Annotated in this window: 21 protein-coding genes; 12 read left to right on the forward strand and 9 right to left on the reverse strand. The window is 35.7% G+C overall.

All coding sequences use genetic code 11. From position 1 onward, the window contains the following. Positions 1 to 159: 159 nt before the first annotated feature. Genes BUC16_RS11655 through BUC16_RS11665 form a run of 3 tightly spaced genes read left to right on the forward strand, consistent with a single transcriptional unit; the run spans position 160 to position 1,058 of the window. Complete coding sequence (locus tag BUC16_RS11655) at positions 160 to 582, forward strand: DUF6943 family protein (RefSeq protein WP_073370784.1); 423 nt, start codon at positions 160 to 162, stop codon at positions 580 to 582. Between the two features lie 21 nt (positions 583 to 603). After that, positions 604 to 783: a hypothetical protein gene (locus BUC16_RS11660; protein ID WP_073370785.1), complete on the forward strand. Its 180-nt coding sequence runs from the start codon at positions 604 to 606 to the stop codon at positions 781 to 783. 2 nt (positions 784 to 785) lie between these two features. Beyond that, positions 786 to 1,058, forward strand: a complete 273-nt coding sequence (locus BUC16_RS11665; protein ID WP_073370786.1) for a hypothetical protein — start codon at positions 786 to 788, stop codon at positions 1,056 to 1,058. A gap of 75 nt (positions 1,059 to 1,133) precedes the next feature. On the opposite strand, the gene BUC16_RS17620 is transcribed toward BUC16_RS11665, so the two are convergent. From BUC16_RS17620 to BUC16_RS11695, 5 genes are all read right to left on the reverse strand, one after another. Continuing rightward, positions 1,134 to 1,310, reverse strand: coding sequence for a hypothetical protein (locus BUC16_RS17620; protein ID WP_170860871.1), 177 nt, complete (start codon positions 1,308 to 1,310; stop codon positions 1,134 to 1,136). Further along, entirely contained in the window at positions 1,297 to 1,533 is a 237-nt protein-coding gene (locus BUC16_RS11670; RefSeq protein ID WP_073370788.1) for a hypothetical protein, read from the reverse strand. Before BUC16_RS11670 ends, BUC16_RS17620 begins: the two co-directional genes overlap by 14 nt. Before the next feature lie 19 nt (positions 1,534 to 1,552). Further along, positions 1,553 to 1,969 (reverse strand): DUF5675 family protein, encoded by a 417-nt coding sequence (locus BUC16_RS11675; protein WP_073370790.1) that lies wholly within the window; start codon positions 1,967 to 1,969, stop codon positions 1,553 to 1,555. 1 nt (position 1,970) lies between these two features. Continuing rightward, complete coding sequence (locus BUC16_RS11680; RefSeq protein WP_073370791.1) at positions 1,971 to 2,726, reverse strand: hypothetical protein; 756 nt, start codon at positions 2,724 to 2,726, stop codon at positions 1,971 to 1,973. An 830-nt stretch (positions 2,727 to 3,556) separates the two neighbouring features. Further along, positions 3,557 to 4,213 carry a helix-turn-helix domain-containing protein gene (locus tag BUC16_RS11695; protein WP_073370794.1) on the reverse strand — a complete coding sequence of 219 codons (657 nt, stop codon included), beginning with the start codon at positions 4,211 to 4,213 and terminating at the stop codon, positions 3,557 to 3,559. A gap of 100 nt (positions 4,214 to 4,313) precedes the next feature. Between BUC16_RS11695 and BUC16_RS11700 the strand changes: the two genes are divergently transcribed. The 4 genes from BUC16_RS11700 to BUC16_RS11710 all read left to right on the forward strand — a co-directional run bounded on the left by BUC16_RS11700 (position 4,314) and on the right by BUC16_RS11710 (position 8,500). Beyond that, positions 4,314 to 5,027, forward strand: coding sequence for a LytR/AlgR family response regulator transcription factor (locus BUC16_RS11700; protein ID WP_073370796.1), 714 nt, complete (start codon positions 4,314 to 4,316; stop codon positions 5,025 to 5,027). A gap of 420 nt (positions 5,028 to 5,447) precedes the next feature. Continuing rightward, positions 5,448 to 5,636 (forward strand): hypothetical protein, encoded by a 189-nt coding sequence (locus tag BUC16_RS17625; protein ID WP_141226148.1) that lies wholly within the window; start codon positions 5,448 to 5,450, stop codon positions 5,634 to 5,636. An 86-nt stretch (positions 5,637 to 5,722) separates the two neighbouring features. Continuing rightward, positions 5,723 to 7,732, forward strand: coding sequence for a tetratricopeptide repeat-containing sensor histidine kinase (locus tag BUC16_RS11705; protein WP_073370797.1), 2,010 nt, complete (start codon positions 5,723 to 5,725; stop codon positions 7,730 to 7,732). Between the two features lie 408 nt (positions 7,733 to 8,140). After that, entirely contained in the window at positions 8,141 to 8,500 is a 360-nt protein-coding gene (locus BUC16_RS11710; RefSeq protein WP_073370798.1) for a hypothetical protein, read from the forward strand. Positions 8,501 to 8,807: 307 nt separating this feature from the next. Here the strand turns inward: BUC16_RS11710 and BUC16_RS11715 are convergent, their stop codons facing one another. Together BUC16_RS11715 and BUC16_RS11720 are read right to left on the reverse strand one after the other, a co-directional pair. Continuing rightward, entirely contained in the window at positions 8,808 to 9,497 is a 690-nt protein-coding gene (locus BUC16_RS11715; protein WP_073370799.1) for an SIMPL domain-containing protein, read from the reverse strand. A gap of 50 nt (positions 9,498 to 9,547) precedes the next feature. Further along, on the reverse strand, positions 9,548 to 10,189 hold the full coding sequence (locus BUC16_RS11720) for a rhomboid family intramembrane serine protease (RefSeq protein WP_073370800.1): 642 nt from the start codon (positions 10,187 to 10,189) through the stop codon (positions 9,548 to 9,550). Between the two features lie 127 nt (positions 10,190 to 10,316). Here BUC16_RS11720 and BUC16_RS11725 point away from each other — a divergent pair, with 127 nt between their 5' ends. After that, positions 10,317 to 11,186, forward strand: a complete 870-nt coding sequence (locus BUC16_RS11725) for a lysophospholipid acyltransferase family protein (protein WP_073370802.1) — start codon at positions 10,317 to 10,319, stop codon at positions 11,184 to 11,186. Between the two features lie 163 nt (positions 11,187 to 11,349). Here the strand turns inward: BUC16_RS11725 and BUC16_RS11730 are convergent, their stop codons facing one another. Beyond that, positions 11,350 to 11,733 carry a hypothetical protein gene (locus tag BUC16_RS11730; protein ID WP_073370804.1) on the reverse strand — a complete coding sequence of 128 codons (384 nt, stop codon included), beginning with the start codon at positions 11,731 to 11,733 and terminating at the stop codon, positions 11,350 to 11,352. 406 nt (positions 11,734 to 12,139) lie between these two features. On the opposite strand from BUC16_RS11730, the gene BUC16_RS11735 reads away from it, so the two are divergent. Beyond that, complete coding sequence (locus BUC16_RS11735; protein WP_073370805.1) at positions 12,140 to 13,342, forward strand: T9SS type A sorting domain-containing protein; 1,203 nt, start codon at positions 12,140 to 12,142, stop codon at positions 13,340 to 13,342. Positions 13,343 to 13,379: 37 nt separating this feature from the next. Here the strand turns inward: BUC16_RS11735 and BUC16_RS11740 are convergent, their stop codons facing one another. Then, a complete protein-coding gene (locus tag BUC16_RS11740; protein WP_073370807.1) occupies positions 13,380 to 14,054 on the reverse strand; it encodes a TrmH family RNA methyltransferase in 675 nt (224 codons plus the stop codon). Positions 14,055 to 14,157: 103 nt separating this feature from the next. Here BUC16_RS11740 and BUC16_RS11745 point away from each other — a divergent pair, with 103 nt between their 5' ends. From BUC16_RS11745 to BUC16_RS11755, 3 genes are all read left to right on the forward strand, one after another. Further along, complete coding sequence (locus BUC16_RS11745) at positions 14,158 to 14,871, forward strand: SIR2 family NAD-dependent protein deacylase (RefSeq protein WP_073370808.1); 714 nt, start codon at positions 14,158 to 14,160, stop codon at positions 14,869 to 14,871. A 63-nt stretch (positions 14,872 to 14,934) separates the two neighbouring features. Then, positions 14,935 to 16,281, forward strand: coding sequence for an adenylosuccinate lyase (purB, locus tag BUC16_RS11750; RefSeq protein WP_073370810.1), 1,347 nt, complete (start codon positions 14,935 to 14,937; stop codon positions 16,279 to 16,281). A gap of 144 nt (positions 16,282 to 16,425) precedes the next feature. Beyond that, positions 16,426 to 17,202, forward strand: a complete 777-nt coding sequence (locus BUC16_RS11755) for a polysaccharide deacetylase family protein (RefSeq protein ID WP_073370811.1) — start codon at positions 16,426 to 16,428, stop codon at positions 17,200 to 17,202. The last annotated feature ends 112 nt before the right edge of the window (positions 17,203 to 17,314 follow it).

Here is a 17,314-nt window from a genome sequence, read left to right on the forward strand (position 1 = left end):
AAATGAGATTTGAGCTTCCATAACATTAAGATTTATACACAAAGTTACGCATCATTCCATTTTCATCCGGGTTTGTGATTGCTCTTTAATCATGACTATTTCTTTTAAAAATTTTATGTGTGCCGAGCGTAGCGAAGCACACATTTTAAATCCAAAGCTATGACCAATTTTATCATCAAAACCCACCGAAAAGACACCCACTACACCAAACCCCATTTATTCATCCTTAACAAAGGGATGAATAGCGGGAAGCCCCAAAACGAGCCTTATACTAACAGCTTTGTAATTATTTTTTCTGAAGAAAAGGACCGGGATAATGTCTTTTTTATTGCATATAGCTTGTGGAAAACAAAATTTTGGTTCCCATACCTTTGCGGCTCAGCCATACTCTTTTTGCACCTTACAGACTTCAAAAAAGAGTTCAACCCCCAAGCCAGTTTGATGATGATGGAACACGAACAGCACATCAAAAATGTGGCAGCACTCAAGCTGTTGGAGAAAAAAGAAAAACAATACAAAGAAGACATAAACCTCATAAATGACCTCCGAAAAGCCATTTTATACCGCTATTGCAGGAAATAATAATCACTTAAACAATAAAATATGGGAATATTTATTTTATACCAAACCGACAAATGGAAATCCAAGGCTTCAAGAATTTGTTTTGGGATTTTCGACAGCAGAATCAAAGCAATGGAATCTGCCAAATGGAATGACCTCTATTCTTACAACTGCGAAGTGGTAATTATAGAGTTGACAATCAATGAATTTGAAGAAATTTAGCAATGAGGACAAATTTTAAAAATCAGGGCTATCTGCTCCTAACAACGGGCAATGACCAAATTATTTCAATAATTATTTGCAAACCAGGTTTGCGCAGTATCAAGAAAAAAATAATTCAAGCCATTTTGGAGGATTTCAATGCAAACAAAGCTGTAATATTGGCAAATGCCACATTGATTGAAAACGCAGTGACAACAATCTTTAAAGCCCAAATCGATTCTGATGTGGTCAGCTTTGAAGAATACTTTAAACTAAAAATTTTACCAGCTTATTAACATAAAAAAAGCCCATTCCTTCCGGTTTGGGCTTTCATTTTGTCTAATCCAAAGGTCACCACAACTAGAATTAGACTATTTTTTGTGCTTCTTGATGAGGTATTTGAGTGTCATCGATATAATAAAACTGACAATCGCTCCAAGAGAAGCCAATATAACAGTTTTTAAAACATCTGCCGAATGTAAATTCGGCAACACACTCAAAAAGGTGCCTCCTGCAGTACCCATCAGGGTATGATTACCGGTCGTCATTCTCGTCCTTGGGAAGAATAACCTCCTCAGTTGTTAGTTGGCTAACAGCCGTGACCACTCCACCCGCAACTGCCATATAACCACCAACAGTAGTCAACACAACTGGCAAAGCGATGGGAGCTGCCAGAATCGTTCCACCAATGGCAGCCATTGCCAATCCAATATTTCGAAGCACTTTAAAAAATTTCGGGGTTGGAGCTTTTACTCGTTTTATAATATTCATCTTTTCTCTTTTTTTTCTGCTATCCTTCCAAAGTCAGGAATACAGATTGAACAATCAATTCAACACTTTCTTCTTTGTCCAGGGCTTTGTAAACCAAGTCTTTTAATTTGATAAAAGCTTTTCGAGACATCAGACCCAATCCTGGTTCAGAAAGTTTCGTTACTGGAGCAATACAGCCTTTCAATTCCCTTTGGGCATTATTGGCAGGATGAAACAAAATCAAGCTTCTGTTTTTTACGTCCAAAACCTCCAAATGCCATTTAAACTTGTTGCTGTAGCGCTTTTTTATAAAATATTTCCCTTCCGGAATGCAGGAAACCTTCGTTTCGTTTTTCTTCCAAGGCAATTCAATCGTGTTGCAGATATATTTGCCCTCGCATTCGAGTTTACCATTGGTTCCATCAGGGAAATAAGTTCTAGATAGCCATAAAACCATCCTACAATCCACTCACCTGAACCAATGCCAATGGATTGTAGGCACCATTTTTCAAGGCATACATTTGTCCATTTACTTCTTGGTAAAACTCGACACCCAAAGCCAAAAACAAGGGTTTCGTGCTGTTTGGAGTCACTGTATTCACCTGATTGATGACAACCGTGGCTATGGCATCCCAAGGTAAAATCGCAGTTTCTGAATGCGCTTCAACAAAAGTTTCAGTTTCAAAATCAATTTCGGCACCAGCTGAAATAATTTTGAAATGGGTAGTGCCACTTGGTGCGGCAATCATGTTTGTTGGAACAAACGGATCAATATCAACAGTGATGTCTCCAGACACACGGTCAATGGCTCCCACATAAGGAGCAAATAAACTGGTGCCCAGTTTCCCCCTGATGTTGAACTCAAAACCGGCCAACAATTCAGCCTCACCGTCAATCACGTTTCGTAACCCTCTCACGCTGGTTACGTCCGCCTGAATCACCTCTACCATTTTCTGGGTCAATCGACTCACCATTCTGCCATCGGCAGTATTCAACAGCAAAGCTCTCAATGCCGTTCTCAAAATCTTGCCGGCTTTCCCGGCTCTGCCAAATTCTGAACCGTTCTCGCGTGTTCTTTGGAACGCAGGATCATTCTTGATTCTGTTGGCGTCGATGCCTCCTTTTTCACGAGCTAGATGCCCATCCTGCGTTTTGTAAAAAGTAATATCCCCGATAGTACCTTTCAATTTAATTATGCCTTTCTGTCTTGCCATAATTTCTGAAATTTAAATTAACAAATCATTTTTTCTCCTTCATTCCGAATACTCGTTGCAACTAAATCTCGAATGATTTCAAAACAAAGTTTCCTCTTTTAATATCACATTTCAAAAGACTGATGTCAATAACAGTACAAAAACGACTATAATTGCCTATTTAAATAACTTATTCATACCTTAGTTTGCATAACTTTGTAATAAAGAATTAGGACGGGTCAGGACGGGTCAGGATGGCAAGTTGAGGCTACTCAAAGCCATACCAAAGGCATAGATAATGTATTAAAACTAGATAAAAGTGATAGGAAGTAACACTAGGGTATGTATTTATCCCAAAGATGTACAACGTATTACAGGTAAAACATATAGGCAAGCAAGATTGTATTTGAACAAGGTAAAAGAAAACCTCAACAAAGAGCCACATCAATTAGTTTCCATTGAAGAATTTTGCAGCTTTTCAGGACTACAAATTGAACATGTTTTACGTTGTATTGTTGGATAAGTTTTGATGCTTCTACGAAGCTCTATAACATCTCCACAATCATTGATAACTAGTTCAACAAGCTGTTCAAATAGTGGTACAATCTGTTGGATTATAAAGAATTAATGACTAAATTTATACCATAAGATTTAATATGATTTAGTCTGTTTTTGGAGGGTGCATTTTCGGTTACCACAATAATGTATAGCTCCAAAACCATTGAAAATAGGAGGATTTTTGGTTAGGTTCGATTCCCGGCGATTCCACCAATCTAAATCAATTAGAACTAAATGCCCGTAAATCTTAGGATTTACGGGCATTTTTGTTTGTATTGCTTTCAAAAGCAGCATTAAATAAATCCTTGTTTTATGGCTTCTTTCACCAAGCCGCTGTCATCGGTTACCTCAAAAGCGGTTTTCATGCGAATGACTCGTTTTTGTACGGCACTAGTGCTGAGATGCACGACATCTTCAAGTTCTTTAACTTTAAAACCTATTGATAGATAGGAAAGGATTTGGCGATTGAAATCATCAAACATTAATTCTTTTTTCCAGATCTCGTTAATGCAATTTTTTACGGTAAGACTATGGTATTGATTGCCCTGCATCACTTCGCTTACAATGAGTTGCAAGTTGTCCGGGTTAATGTCGTTCTTGTTGATGAGTCCGCCAGGATTTACCTTCTTGACAATGTCGTAGATGGTGATTACTTCAGAATGTGCGGTTACCATTATGATTTTGCAATCAGGCATGCGTTTTCTTGTCAGAAGAGCCAAATCACTTCCTGATGTAAGAAACTGCTCCGGGTAACTGGGCAATCCTTGGTCTATAATGGCCAAATCAAATAATTGTCCGTTCTGAATAGCTTCAGTAATGGCAATATAAGCCCCTTCACAAGAATGCTTTTTGGTAAACACGGGTTTCTCTTTTAAAAAATCGGCTTTCAAAAGAACATTCATGAAACCTTCTACCGTCATGGGATGATCATCAACTAAAAGTATGTTCATTAAGTCTAATATTAAATTTTAACATCATAGGCAGTTTTACTGCATCAAAAGAAATAAGTTCCTGTTTAGATTGCGCCCTGCTTATATTAAGTAAGTTTGTATGCGTTTTTCATTTCTTATTATCGACGATAACGACAACTCTGCCAAGGGAATTTTGGATCTATTCGAAAATTTTCCCAATCATTTTTGTGCAGGCATTGTCAAAGATAGTCAAACTGCCATAAAACAAATTATAAAAGTGAAACCACAACTCGTAATTGTGCAAATTCCAACCAAATTAAATGATGCCAATTTATTGTTTGAAACAGTAAAAGAATCCTTTCAATACCTGGACAGTATCCCCTATTTTATTGCGTTGGCTCCAAAACCGGATTATGCCTTTAGGGCTATTCAATCCGGATTTTCGGATTATGTCTTGATTCCTCTGCAAATACATCAATTGGGAAAAAGCCTGTTTCAGTTCGAAAAAAGAAATCCGGCCGCAACGGCTTCAACTATTTGCATCAAATCATACAGTGACTATCATTTCGTGGCCCTGCAAGACATCCTTTACTTAAAATCGGACAATAACACCACCGACATCCAATTGTACAACGGTAAAAAAGTGAATGCATTCAAGACCTTGAAGCATTTTGAAAGCACCCTCCCCTTCTATTTTTTAAGAATCCACAAAAGCTATATCGTCAACATCAACCAGGTATCGCGCATTTATTTCAGCAAATCGAAATGCTACCTCAACTATGACGAGATCTTGCCCTTTTCTTTAACCTATCGAGAAAACGTCGAGGCCATTATACGGAAAATCAATATTTAGTATTCCCAACAAACTTTCTTCATTAAGAAAATTTCTTTCCCCTCTGTCATTGTGAATAGCTTGCACTCAGCTTGACGAAGTGAAGCAATCCTTTGGAAAGATGCTTGGAGGTATTAATTCAAAACCCAAGCTTTCACCATTCAGATATACCCTTAAACTACCACAATGAACCGGGTCACTATAACCCCTTTCAATTTAAAAAATCAACCCTTTTTTAACTGTTATTTTGCCCCCCGATCGTGATTAATAAATCAACCGAAGCTTCAAAAAATCAAGTATCGAGAATGGGGAAAAATCTGCCCATAAAGCAGTGTCATTCTCGATAGTACAGGACAACTACCTCCCAGTTTTTCTAAAAAATCGGCACTCCCACACGGATGTTGCCACACAAAATTATTTCTAATTTTTTAAACATTTTTTATGAAAAAGCTAGTATTTGCTATGGGCTGTTTTGCCGCTATTCTTTTAACTTCTTCCTGCACTGCAGACAGTCCTGTAGAGACCAAAAATGAAAATTTGACAACTCCAAGCAAACCTCCGGTTCCAAGAACTGATACTTCTGCCGATGGGAACGAAGAGATAACTCCTCCGAGACCACCACAACCATAGTTTTTAAAACTTAAACCAGATAATTAAAAAAAGATTATCTGGTTTAAAATATATATTTTTGATGAAAATAAAATAATTGTCAAAAATTGAAAACAAAATCTATAATAGGATTGTTTAGTTGCCTACTTCTGATAATATCTTGTCAGAAAAAAAACAATACTATTGAATATAAAAGCCAAGTTATCATTCTTTTGCAAAGTATCGACAAATCTAGTTCAAAAGAGGCTGGCAAAGAAAGTATATTGGATACTTTGAGTCAATTTGTACTAACTCATGACAATGATTCCATCAACAGAAATTTAATTTTTAAAGTGGCCAACAAGTATTATCATTACAATAAACTTGATAAATATTTAAAGCTGACCAATAAAGTACTTGATTTATCAATTCAAAAAAAGGACTCTGTCAATATTGCAAAATCATTGTATTATATAGGGAATTATTATGCAGATAAATCACAATTCGAAAGTGCTTTTCAGTATTATAATAAATCAGAAAAGATATACAAAACTTTAAATGACACCTTAATGTTGGGTACAATGTCTCTCTTGAAAGGAGGAATGCTATTCGAAACTGGAAATTTTTCGGAAAGTGAAACAGAGACAATAAAAGCATTGCGATTACTGTTAATCGCCAAAAACAAGGACATGATTTTCAATTGCTACAACTTAATTGCTATTTCATTGAAAGAGTTGAATAATTATAAAAAATCACTGGACTATTTTGACCTGGCTTTACAGCAATTGGACAAACTGGAAAAAGAGAATTACCCTAAAAAAACAATAGTACAATATAGAATTAATTGCTATAATAATATAGGCAGGGTTTATGAAAAAACAAAAAACTATACTGAAGCTGCACGTTTTTATGGTATTGGATTGCAAACAAAAGACATTAAAAAAAATTATCCAAGATCCTATGCAACATTATTGGATAATCTTGCCTGTTCAAAAATGAAATCAGGCAATTATTTGGGAGTAGAAAAAATGATTTTGAAATCCTTAAAAATCAGGGATAGTCTCGGTATAGAATCAGGTGTGGCAACAAGTAAAATTGATTTAGGAGAATATTACATTCTCACAAAAGATACGGTAAAAGGATTCACCTATTTGAAAGAAGGCTATTTATTGTCCAAAAAACTGAAAAGCAGTTTCCATACAATGGAAGCTTTAAAATTGTTGATGGAGCATGATTCCAAAAACAAGACATACTATACCAATCAATACCTAAAAATTAGCGACAGCGTACAGCAAGTAGAAAGGGCAACAAGAAATAAATTTGCCCGAATTGCCTACGAAACAGACCAAGTTGAAGAAAAAAACGTGATGTTGTCCAAAAAGAATACCAACATCATTATCGGTTCCGGAATTATTGTCTTCCTTTTAGGCGGTTTTTTGATCATATACCGTCTTAAATCCAGAAACAAGGAATTGCTTTTCATAAAAGATCAACAAGATGCCAACGAAAAAATTTACCAATTAATGCTTCACCAACAAGCGGAAACGGAACAGGCACGCGATGAAGAAAGAAATCGCATAGCAATGGAATTGCACGACGGCATAGTGAACAGTATTTTCACAACCCGTTTCAATTTAATGCAGCTGGAATCTGGAGCCGGGGACAAGAAACAGCAGTTGGTCGAAGAACTCGAAAAAGCGGAAAATGAGATCAGGAGGGTTTCCCACGACCTCAAACAAAATCTTCTTTTTGAGGACAAAACCGTACCTGAGATTTTGGCAAATTTAGTAGAAGCCCAACAAAATGAATTCAATACCAAATTTGATTTGTCGGTTGACAAATACATCGATTGGTCTGCAATTTCCAGCGATGCCAAAATACATGTTTATCGCATCATACAGGAAGCCTTGCAAAACAGCAACAAATACTCTAAAGCGGCAAGATGTTGTGTATTCCTGCTAAAAACCGGAGATAAAACCACCATTCGTATTTGGGACAACGGCATTGGTTTCAATCCTGAAAAAGTAAAACAAGGCATTGGCCTGAAAAACATCAAGGAAAGAGTCAAGTCCTTAAACGGAGAATTAAAAATCAATTCAAGTCCAGAAAAAGGAACAACAATCGAAATTATCTTTTAACAACTAACTCTACTGGCCTTCCACCTGAATATACATTTCCGTAAACAATCCCTTCTAACATAATTTATAATTTGACAACTCCATAATTGAATAATTACAGGAGGTACAATATCATTTAGGTTTTACCCACAATACTTCCCCTCGTATGGAGGGCTGCCTAAAGGGCGGGGTAGTTAATATTGTAAATATCATACTCCCATTCTTTTCTCTTTATTCTTTACTCTTGCCCCAAATTTCCCATCCCAAAACATTAAATTTTAACAAAATAGGCAGTTAAACTACCTCATTTGTTAAATCCAATACCCCAAAAACACCACCTACATCCTTTTGCTTTTACATTTGATATTTCAGGAACTTAAATATCACTGTTGATGGAATACCCCCAATCTATCCCTGCTAAAACACAAAATGAAACATAAAATTGACAATGTAATGGAAACTGGTAAAACAAACAAAACTTATATAAAACACTTGATTTCAAGAATAAGCAAAACAGCAACAAAGTATTGTTTTCTTTTTAAAGAAAATGCCGGCTTTCAACTCAGACAGAAATTATGGAGCAAAAAAATTCTAGCTATACTGTTTGTGTTGATTTTCACAATTGGCAATTGTATGGTTACGGCACATTACTTGTCCAGTTTTTCATTTGAACTCAAAAATGATATGTTTTCCTATTTAGCCTTCATCATTCTTTCCATTTTTGCAATAATAATCATAAATGCTAAATGGATAAAAATAGTGGCAGAAAAATATGCCGATAGATTCTAGAAGACCACTCCATAAACTAGCTAAAGCGTCTCGCTGATGCCAATTGACTTTGGAGATAGCTAAATAACACAAAAAAACAGGAAAGCCGAAAACTCTATCAAAAAGTAGAATCTATGAGAAAGAAAAGAGGCATAAACAAAGGGTAATTTTTAAGTATATTTGAATACTAATTAACAGATGAAAAAAAGTAGTTTTTAATGAAAAATGGAGGTGGTCATTTTGAATTGGAATCAGGTGGTCACTTTAAATTGGAATTGGGTGGTCAATATCACTTGAATTTGCACACATTACCATAAAATATGGATTTCTATTCTAAAACAAAACTCACGCTTACATTTGCCGTAATCTCTATTTCGCCAATGGCCAATGTTTCTCTTGAAGCTGATTCGTCCATAGCCATTGAAGCCTTCATCGCGTATACTCGAGGCTGCGGATGATAGCCTTGTGAATTATCCTGTATCAATAGTGCCTTGCCCACTTTTTGCCCCAATACCGAAACAAAATCCTCTGCTTTTGCTTTGGCATCTTTAATGGCCAATTTTCGTGCATCGGATTGCAATTGCGCCATTTTGGATGACTTGAATTCTACATTGTCAATTCGGTTGATTCCTTCATTGACCAATCCTTCCATCAACACGTCATATTTAGACAAATCTCTCAATAAAATCTGTACCGATTGAGTTGCAATATAACTGTATTTCTTTTTGTCTGCATCATAGTTGGGATTCAAGGAAATGCGTTGGGTCTGAAAATCTTCTGTAGCAATATTCGACTTCTTGATAAATTTCAAGATGGCATCCATTTTTTTGTCATTCTCCTGCTTTACATCCGCAGCTTTTGTTCCTTTAGTTTCAATAGAAACGGAAATCGAGGCTTGGTCTGGAGCCACTTTCAGCTTTCCTTCGCCGGAAACATTAACCATTGGAACTTGTTTTTGGTCTTGCGCATAAGACATTGTCACAAATAAAATGCCCAGAATCAATAGTGCTTTTTTCATTTTAATAAATTTAATTAGTTTTTACAATCTGTATTCAAATCCTGTGCCAATTATAGTTTCCCCATTTTGGACATTACAAAAAGTATCACGATGGGAATAGCCAAAAGCACTACCATAACCGTGTTGTCTACAAACATGGCAGGTTCTTTCAACAAAGTAATCAAATAGCCGCCAATAGCGCCTCCAAAATGAGCCGTATGACCTATATTGTCGTTCTTGGCTTTCATTCCATAAATGGAATACAACAAATAGCCAATACCAAAAAGATAAGCCGGAATGGGAATGGGAATAAAAAACAAATACAAACTCATGCTGGGATCAATCAAAATCGCCGAATATAGAATCCCCGTAACTGCTCCAGATGCTCCAATTGCACGATAACTATAATCGTTTTTGTGCATCATCAAAGTGAGTAAACTCCCAAAAACTAGACTAGCCATATAAATCAAGAAAAAAGAAGCACTCCCAAAATAATTGATTACCACGGGAGCAAACATGAAAAGGGTAAACATGTTGAAAAACAAATGCCCCATATCGGCATGCAAAAAACCCGATGTCACCATTCTTATTTGATCACCGGCACGAATGCTTCCGATGTGAAATTCAAATTTCCTAAAAAATGCCACATCTTTAAATCCTTTTAAACTGAATAAAACAGTGACGGCAATAATTACAATTAAAATAGTGCTCATAAATTGTTGGCTAGTTTTTTTAAAGTGTAAATCTAATTAATATAATGCTCATAAAAACAGCTTGCTCTACACAAACTGTCATTCAAAAGCTTTTTTTGAATTATATTTGTGAAAATATTTTTACCTAATGCGTTTTATAGTTTACCTCATAGCCTACCCCTTTTTATGGTGCATTTCGATGTTGCCGTTTTCATTCTTATACTTGTTTTCAGATTTTACCTACCTAATCGTTTATTATATAATTGGTTATAGAAAAAAAACGGTTCGAGAAAACTTGGCGATGGCATTACCACATTTATCCGCTGAAGAAAGATTGACCATCGAAAAAAAATCGTTTCGTCATTTGTGCGACATGTTTCTCGAAATGATAAAAACAATGACCATTTCCAAAAGTGAAATAGAAAAACGTTTTATTTTTCCCAATATGGAAGTCTATAAAAAACTGGAAGAACAAGACAAAAGTATTGCCATGATGCTGGCACATTATGGGAGCTACGAATGGGTAATTTCGATGAATGCTTATGTAAAATTTAGTGCTTTTGCCATTTACAAAAAAATAGCCAATCCTTATTTTGACCAATTAGTTCGTGACATTCGATCCAAATTCAAGGCTTCACTCGTAACCACCAAAGAAACGATTCCAACCATCATCAACAATAACAAAAGCGGAAAACTGTCCATTTATGGATTTGCAAGCGATCAATCTCCAAAAATTACTTCTGCTTTTCATTGGCAAAAATTTATGGGAATTGAAGTCCCTGTTCATACCGGTGCCGAGATATTGGCAAAGAAATACAACATGAACATAATTTTCCTGAAAGTAAAAAAAGTGAAACGCGGTTTTTATGAAGCCCACTTTGAAGTGCTGTGCGAAAATGCCAAGGATGTGCCCAACTACGAAATCACGGATAAATTCCTGACCTTGGTGGAACAACAAATTTATGAAGCTCCGGAATATTATTTATGGACACATAAACGATGGAAACACAAAAGATAGTGACTGATTGTCTATACAAAAACTGAAAGACTTAGGGACTTTATAAAATCATTTCAACTTAATAAACACTTTTTTAAAATAGTGTCATAATCATAAAAAAACCACCTTTCTCAAGAATGTTCAAGAAAGGTGGTTTTGTATTTTAATCTTAGTCCAGAAAAAATTAGCCCAATTGAATTCCGTTTTCTTCCAGGATTTCGAAAAGATAAATACTATGGTTTGGGTCGTATTTCTCTACTCCACTTAGATACCATTTCTCGATTACATCAAGTTGATATGGTGTATAACCATCTGTATCTATGCTTAATCCCAACAAACCCGACAACAGGAAATCTTCCAACACTTTATTGTTGACGATCCTCTGTGGAATTCCTTCCTTGAGAGTACCGTTCATTTCCTCGTAATCCATCCTTCCAGAAATAAATCCAGAATTAAAGGCTTCATTGCCTTTTATACAATTGGCTTGAGGAAAAGGATTAATGCCTTTAGCATATCCTTCAAAATAATCTTGTCTATAGGCTGGGGTAAATATTTTTTTCGTACTCATATAGAATTTGGTTTCAAATTTCGTTTCAAACTTATTAACAATCTTTAACTTAACATCTAAAAATCGTTTAAAGGAAAAAATACTCTTTAAATTACAAGCTCTATGCCGTTTATCGATAAAAAAAGAAATAATTCAAACGCCTCCTCATAATTCATAAACACTGCCAAATAATTAATTTATTGTAATAAAGGCGGGTTTCAAAAAACCTTGAGTCCCCTTCAACAACAAGAATACTTTTGCTTAATTCCAAAAAAAACACTTGTAAAATTATATTTATTAAAAAAACACGAAATATTATTTTTATGTATTGAATAAATCCATAGTTTTGTTAAACAATCGGTTGTTTTAAACAATCGGTTGTATGATTAAATTCTATTTAACTAACAACCACTTAAAACTTTAAATCATGATTAAAAAATTACTTTTTTTACTGGTAGCTGTAACAGGCACTTCATTGACAATGAATGCACAAAATTTATTATTAAACGGCAATTTTGAAACTGGAACTGGAGATGTTTTCCCGAATTGGACAAAACTCAATGGAGGCACAAGTTTAACGTCTGAAGCTGTAGAGATTCATGGAGGTTTAAGAGCATTAAAAGCTGTACCAACTGGAGTTGCAGGAGAACAATGGAAGGTACAACTGGAAAGCGATGCAGTAACAACTGTAATTGGAAAAACCTACGAACTAAGTATGTGGGTAAAAGGAGCAACAACAGGAAATACAGTGCGTTTTTCCAATAACATTGTTACTTATGGTTCTGATATTGCTGTAACAACAACTTGGCAAAAAATTTTTTACACAATTACAGCAACTACAACGACCACAAAGATTAGATTAGAATTAGGAGGAAACACTACTGCTGCAAATACCTTTTATGTTGACGACGTAGCAATGATTGATATAACTGCAACGTCTAAAGATTTTATATTAAATGGTAATCTTGAACTTGGATCAGGAGATGCAACTACAAATTGGTCAAGAGCCAATAATCCAGGCGGAAATAGTATTGTAGCCGAAACCGTAGAAGTTCACGGAGGAACAAGAGCATTAAAAGCAATATCATCGGGCTTACCTACTGCACAATATACTGTACAATTAATTAGTGATGCAATGACATTAGAAGTTGGGAGATCTTACACTGCAAGTATGTGGATAAAAGCGGCTAGTGCTGGAAATACTGTACGCTTTTCCACAACTGCCACAAGTGCAAACTTTGGCCCAGACACGACTATAGGGACAACTTGGCAACAAATTTCATATACTTTTGTTGCAAAAGCCGCTTCAACAAAACTTAACATAGACCTAGGGGGTAGTGGAAATACATTCTATTTTGACGACATCACTTTTATTGGAGCTTCTCCATTAAGTACAAAAAAATTTGATACAAGTGACCAAACTGTTTTTTACCCAAATCCTGTCAAAGACAATTTGAACATCAATTCCGATCAGACCATAAAATCAATAACCATTACCGACCTTGCTGGAAAAACGGTTCAAACCATCAAAGCCGAAAATATTCAATCGATAGATTTGTCTGGCTTAAATAATGGAATGTATATTTTATCTACAGATACCAACAAACAATTCAAGTTTTTGAAAAACTAAATATCCATAATTAACTAACCCAAAAAAACCAGCCCAATTACGAGCTGGTTTTTGTTTTTATTTCAGAAAAATACCTTGCCTCAATTCGTTTAATATCCTTTATTGAACTCCGTGCCCAAGCCAAACGTTTTTCCAAAATCTCGGCTTCGGATAAATGCCAATCGATATCTGATTGTCGCAATCTATTGGTTAGGTTTTGAATAATTATTGCCGCCGAAACTGAAATATTCAAACTTTCGGTAAAACCCGCCATCGGAATTTTGAGAAAACCATCGGCTCTTTGCATAATTTCTTCCGACAATCCGTCTCGTTCCGTTCCAAAAAACAAAGCGCTGGGTTTCGAAATATCAAAATCATCTAACAGACAATCATTTTCGTGGGGCGTGGTGGCGATAATTTGGTAGCCTTGGTTTTTCAACGTATCCACACAATTGGTCACATTGTCGAATTTATTGATGTCAACCCATTTCTGTGCTCCCATCGCAATTTCCTTGTCGATGCTTTTGCCATAACGCTGTTCAATCACGTTCAATTCCTGGATGCCAAAAACCTCGCAACTGCGCATCACGGCACTGGCATTGTGCATTTGAAAAACATCTTCCACAACAACCGTAAAATGTTTGGTTCGATTTTCCAGAACATTCAAAAATCTTTCTTTTCGATTATCAGTCAGGATATTTTCAAGAAAAGCGAGATACTCTAAATCAATCATAGTGCAACATTATTATTTTTGGTAAAAATAGTAAAAAGGAGTAGTTTTATTTCCAATTAAAAAATCAAAAAAAATCTGCAAATCTGCGATAAAACATTTTAAAATGAAAAAGAAACTAGTCGTCTTGACAGGAGCCGGAATCAGTGCCGAAAGCGGAATCAAAACCTTTCGTGATGCCGATGGACTTTGGGAAGGACATAATGTTATGGACGTGGCAACACCCGAAGGTTGGCAGAAAAACCCTGAATTGGTACTTGATTTTTACAACCAAAGACGCCAACAATTACACGAAGTACTACCCAATCTTGGGCATCAAATTTTGGCGGAATTAGAAAATGATTTCGAAGTTTACATCATTACCCAAAACGTGGACAACTTGCACGAAAAAGCAGGAAGTTCAAATGTACTACATCTTCACGGGGAATTATTGAAAGTGAGAAGTACAAAAGATCATAATTACATTTTGGATTGGCAAGAAGATTTGATTCTGGGCAATGTTGATACGAATGGAAATCAATTGCGACCTCATATTGTTTGGTTTGGCGAAGAAGTTCCCGCTTTGGATGAAGCCGTAACTATTGTCGAAAAAGCAGATATTCTGGTTATAATCGGGACTTCACTCCAAGTTTATCCTGCGGCAGGTTTGATGAATTATGCCAATGCATCAATTCCAGTTTATTATATCGACCCAAAGCCGGCGCAAATATATGACTTGCCAAATGACATTAAAATCATCGCTGCAACTGGCTCAGAGGGAATGAAAATGGTTCGAAAAGACCTTGAAAAAATGAAAAAGCAATTTCAAAAATCAATCTAAAAATCAATTTCAATTTTAAATCTTAATCCGCTATCTTTGCACCTTTCTAAAAAACCGCTAACAATGACAATCTTAAACGAATTAAACGCCGTATCGCCAATCGACGGAAGATACAGAAGCAAAACCAGTTCACTTTCTAAATATTTTTCCGAAGAAGCTTTAATCAAATACCGCGTATTGGTTGAAATTGAATATTTTATTACGCTTTGCGAAATTCCTTTACCTCAACTAAAAGACGTAAACCCGAATGTATTCGAAAGTTTGCGTGACATTTATAGAAACTTCTCTACCGAAAATGCACTTTGGATAAAAGAAACCGAAAAAGTAACCAACCACGATGTAAAAGCGGTTGAATATTTTATCAAAGACGCTTTCGAAAAACTGGGATTATCTCAATTCAAGGAATTCATCCACTTTGGATTGACTTCACAAGATATCAACAATACAGCTATTCCGCTTTCAACCAAAGACGCTTTCGAAAAAGTATATATGCCGTCATTAATCTCTTTGACCTCAAAGTTAAAAGAATTAAGTATTGAATGGAAGGACGTTCCAATGTTGGCCAGAACTCATGGACAACCTGCTTCACCAACTCGTTTGGGTAAAGAAATTGGTGTTTTCGTGGAGCGTTTGGAAGAGCAAATGCGTTTGTTGTTCAACATTCCTTTTGCTGCCAAGTTTGGTGGAGCAACAGGAAATTACAACGCCCATCACGTAGCGTATCCACAAATTGACTGGAGAAAATTTGGTAGCACATTCGTGGAAGAAAACCTTGGTTTACACCACTCCTTCCCTACTACACAAATCGAACATTACGATCACTTTGCTGCCTTTTTTGATGCGTTGAAAAGAATCAACACCATCATTATTGATTTGGACAGAGATATTTGGACGTATGTTTCAATGGAATATTTCAAGCAAAAAATCAAGGCGGGAGAAATTGGTTCATCGGCAATGCCACACAAAGTAAACCCTATTGATTTTGAAAACTCTGAAGGAAACTTGGGAATTGCCAATGCTATTTTCGAACACCTTTCAGCTAAATTACCGGTTTCAAGATTGCAACGTGATTTAACGGACAGTACCGTTTTGAGAAACATTGGTGTACCTGTGGGACATACTTTAATCGCTTTCGAAGCTACTTTGAAAGGTTTGAACAAACTTTTGTTGAACGAACCAAAATTCCACGAAGATTTAGAGAAAAACTGGGCAGTTGTGGCCGAAGCGATTCAAACAATTTTACGTCGCGAGGCTTATCCAAATCCTTATGAAGCCTTGAAAGGTTTGACCAGAACCAACGAAGCTATCACCAAAGATTCGATTCACGAATTTATTGGAACATTAGAAGTTTCCGCAGAAATTAAAGCAGAATTGATGCAAATCACGCCAAGTAATTTCTTGGGGATTTAATAAAACATAAGCTGTGGTTAATACCAAACTAAAAATTAACCACAGATTAAAAAGATTATCACAGATTTCCCTAATAATGCACATAAAATCTGTGTGAATCTGTGCAATCAGTGGCAAAAAAACATTTAAAAGTACAAAGCAATTATGAAGAATTCTATTCTAAAAATCGTATTGCTTTGTACTTTTTTAATTTTATTTTCTTGTGAAAAGGAAAAACCTAAACCAAAACCAAAAGTTAAACCCAGTATTGCAGGAGTCATTTTGTCCTTTGACGATGCTTATGTAAACGCTTGGTTTGACACGGATCAGGAACTAAAAAAATATTCCTGGAAAGGCACTTTTTTTGTTTCCAAAATAAACACCTTGAAGCATTACCAAATCCAGAAACTTCTTCAATTACAAAAAGAAGGACACGAGATTGCGGGTCACGGACTTCATCACTACAACGCAGCCGATTTTACCCGTGTTCATACCATTAATGAATATATGGATCAAGAAATTAATCCGATGTTGAAATTAATGAGTTTTTATGGTTTAAAAGTTTCTTCATTTGCATATCCGTATGGCGGTCGAACAAAAAAACTGGACGCTGCTTTATTGAAAAAATTCAAGATTATAAGGGGACGAGCATTTTGCGAAGAAGTTGCCAACAAACAAGGATGCTATTACAACAACTCTAATTTAGTTTTCAGTTTCAGTATTGATGACACCCATAACCACTTTAATATTCCGCATCTCTTGCAATTATTGGATTATGCCAAGAAGAACAATAAAATTTTGATCCTGAATAGCCACAAAACCGTAAAAAACGTGACCGCGGATTATCAGACGAAAAATGCAACATTGGAACTTATTTGCCAATACATCAAACGCAACAACATGAAGTTTTACACTTTGTCTGATTTGAACAAGTTGAAATAAAAACAATTTCAATACTCATCAATTCCTTTTGAAAATGAATATTAAATCTTTTCAAAAGGTTTTTGCTTTAAAAACAAGTTTCATAAAAGCTATTTTAACAAAGTTTAACTTT

It is taken from the genome of Flavobacterium fluvii, assembly GCF_900129545.1.
In the GTDB taxonomy this organism is placed as follows: domain Bacteria; phylum Bacteroidota; class Bacteroidia; order Flavobacteriales; family Flavobacteriaceae; genus Flavobacterium; species Flavobacterium fluvii.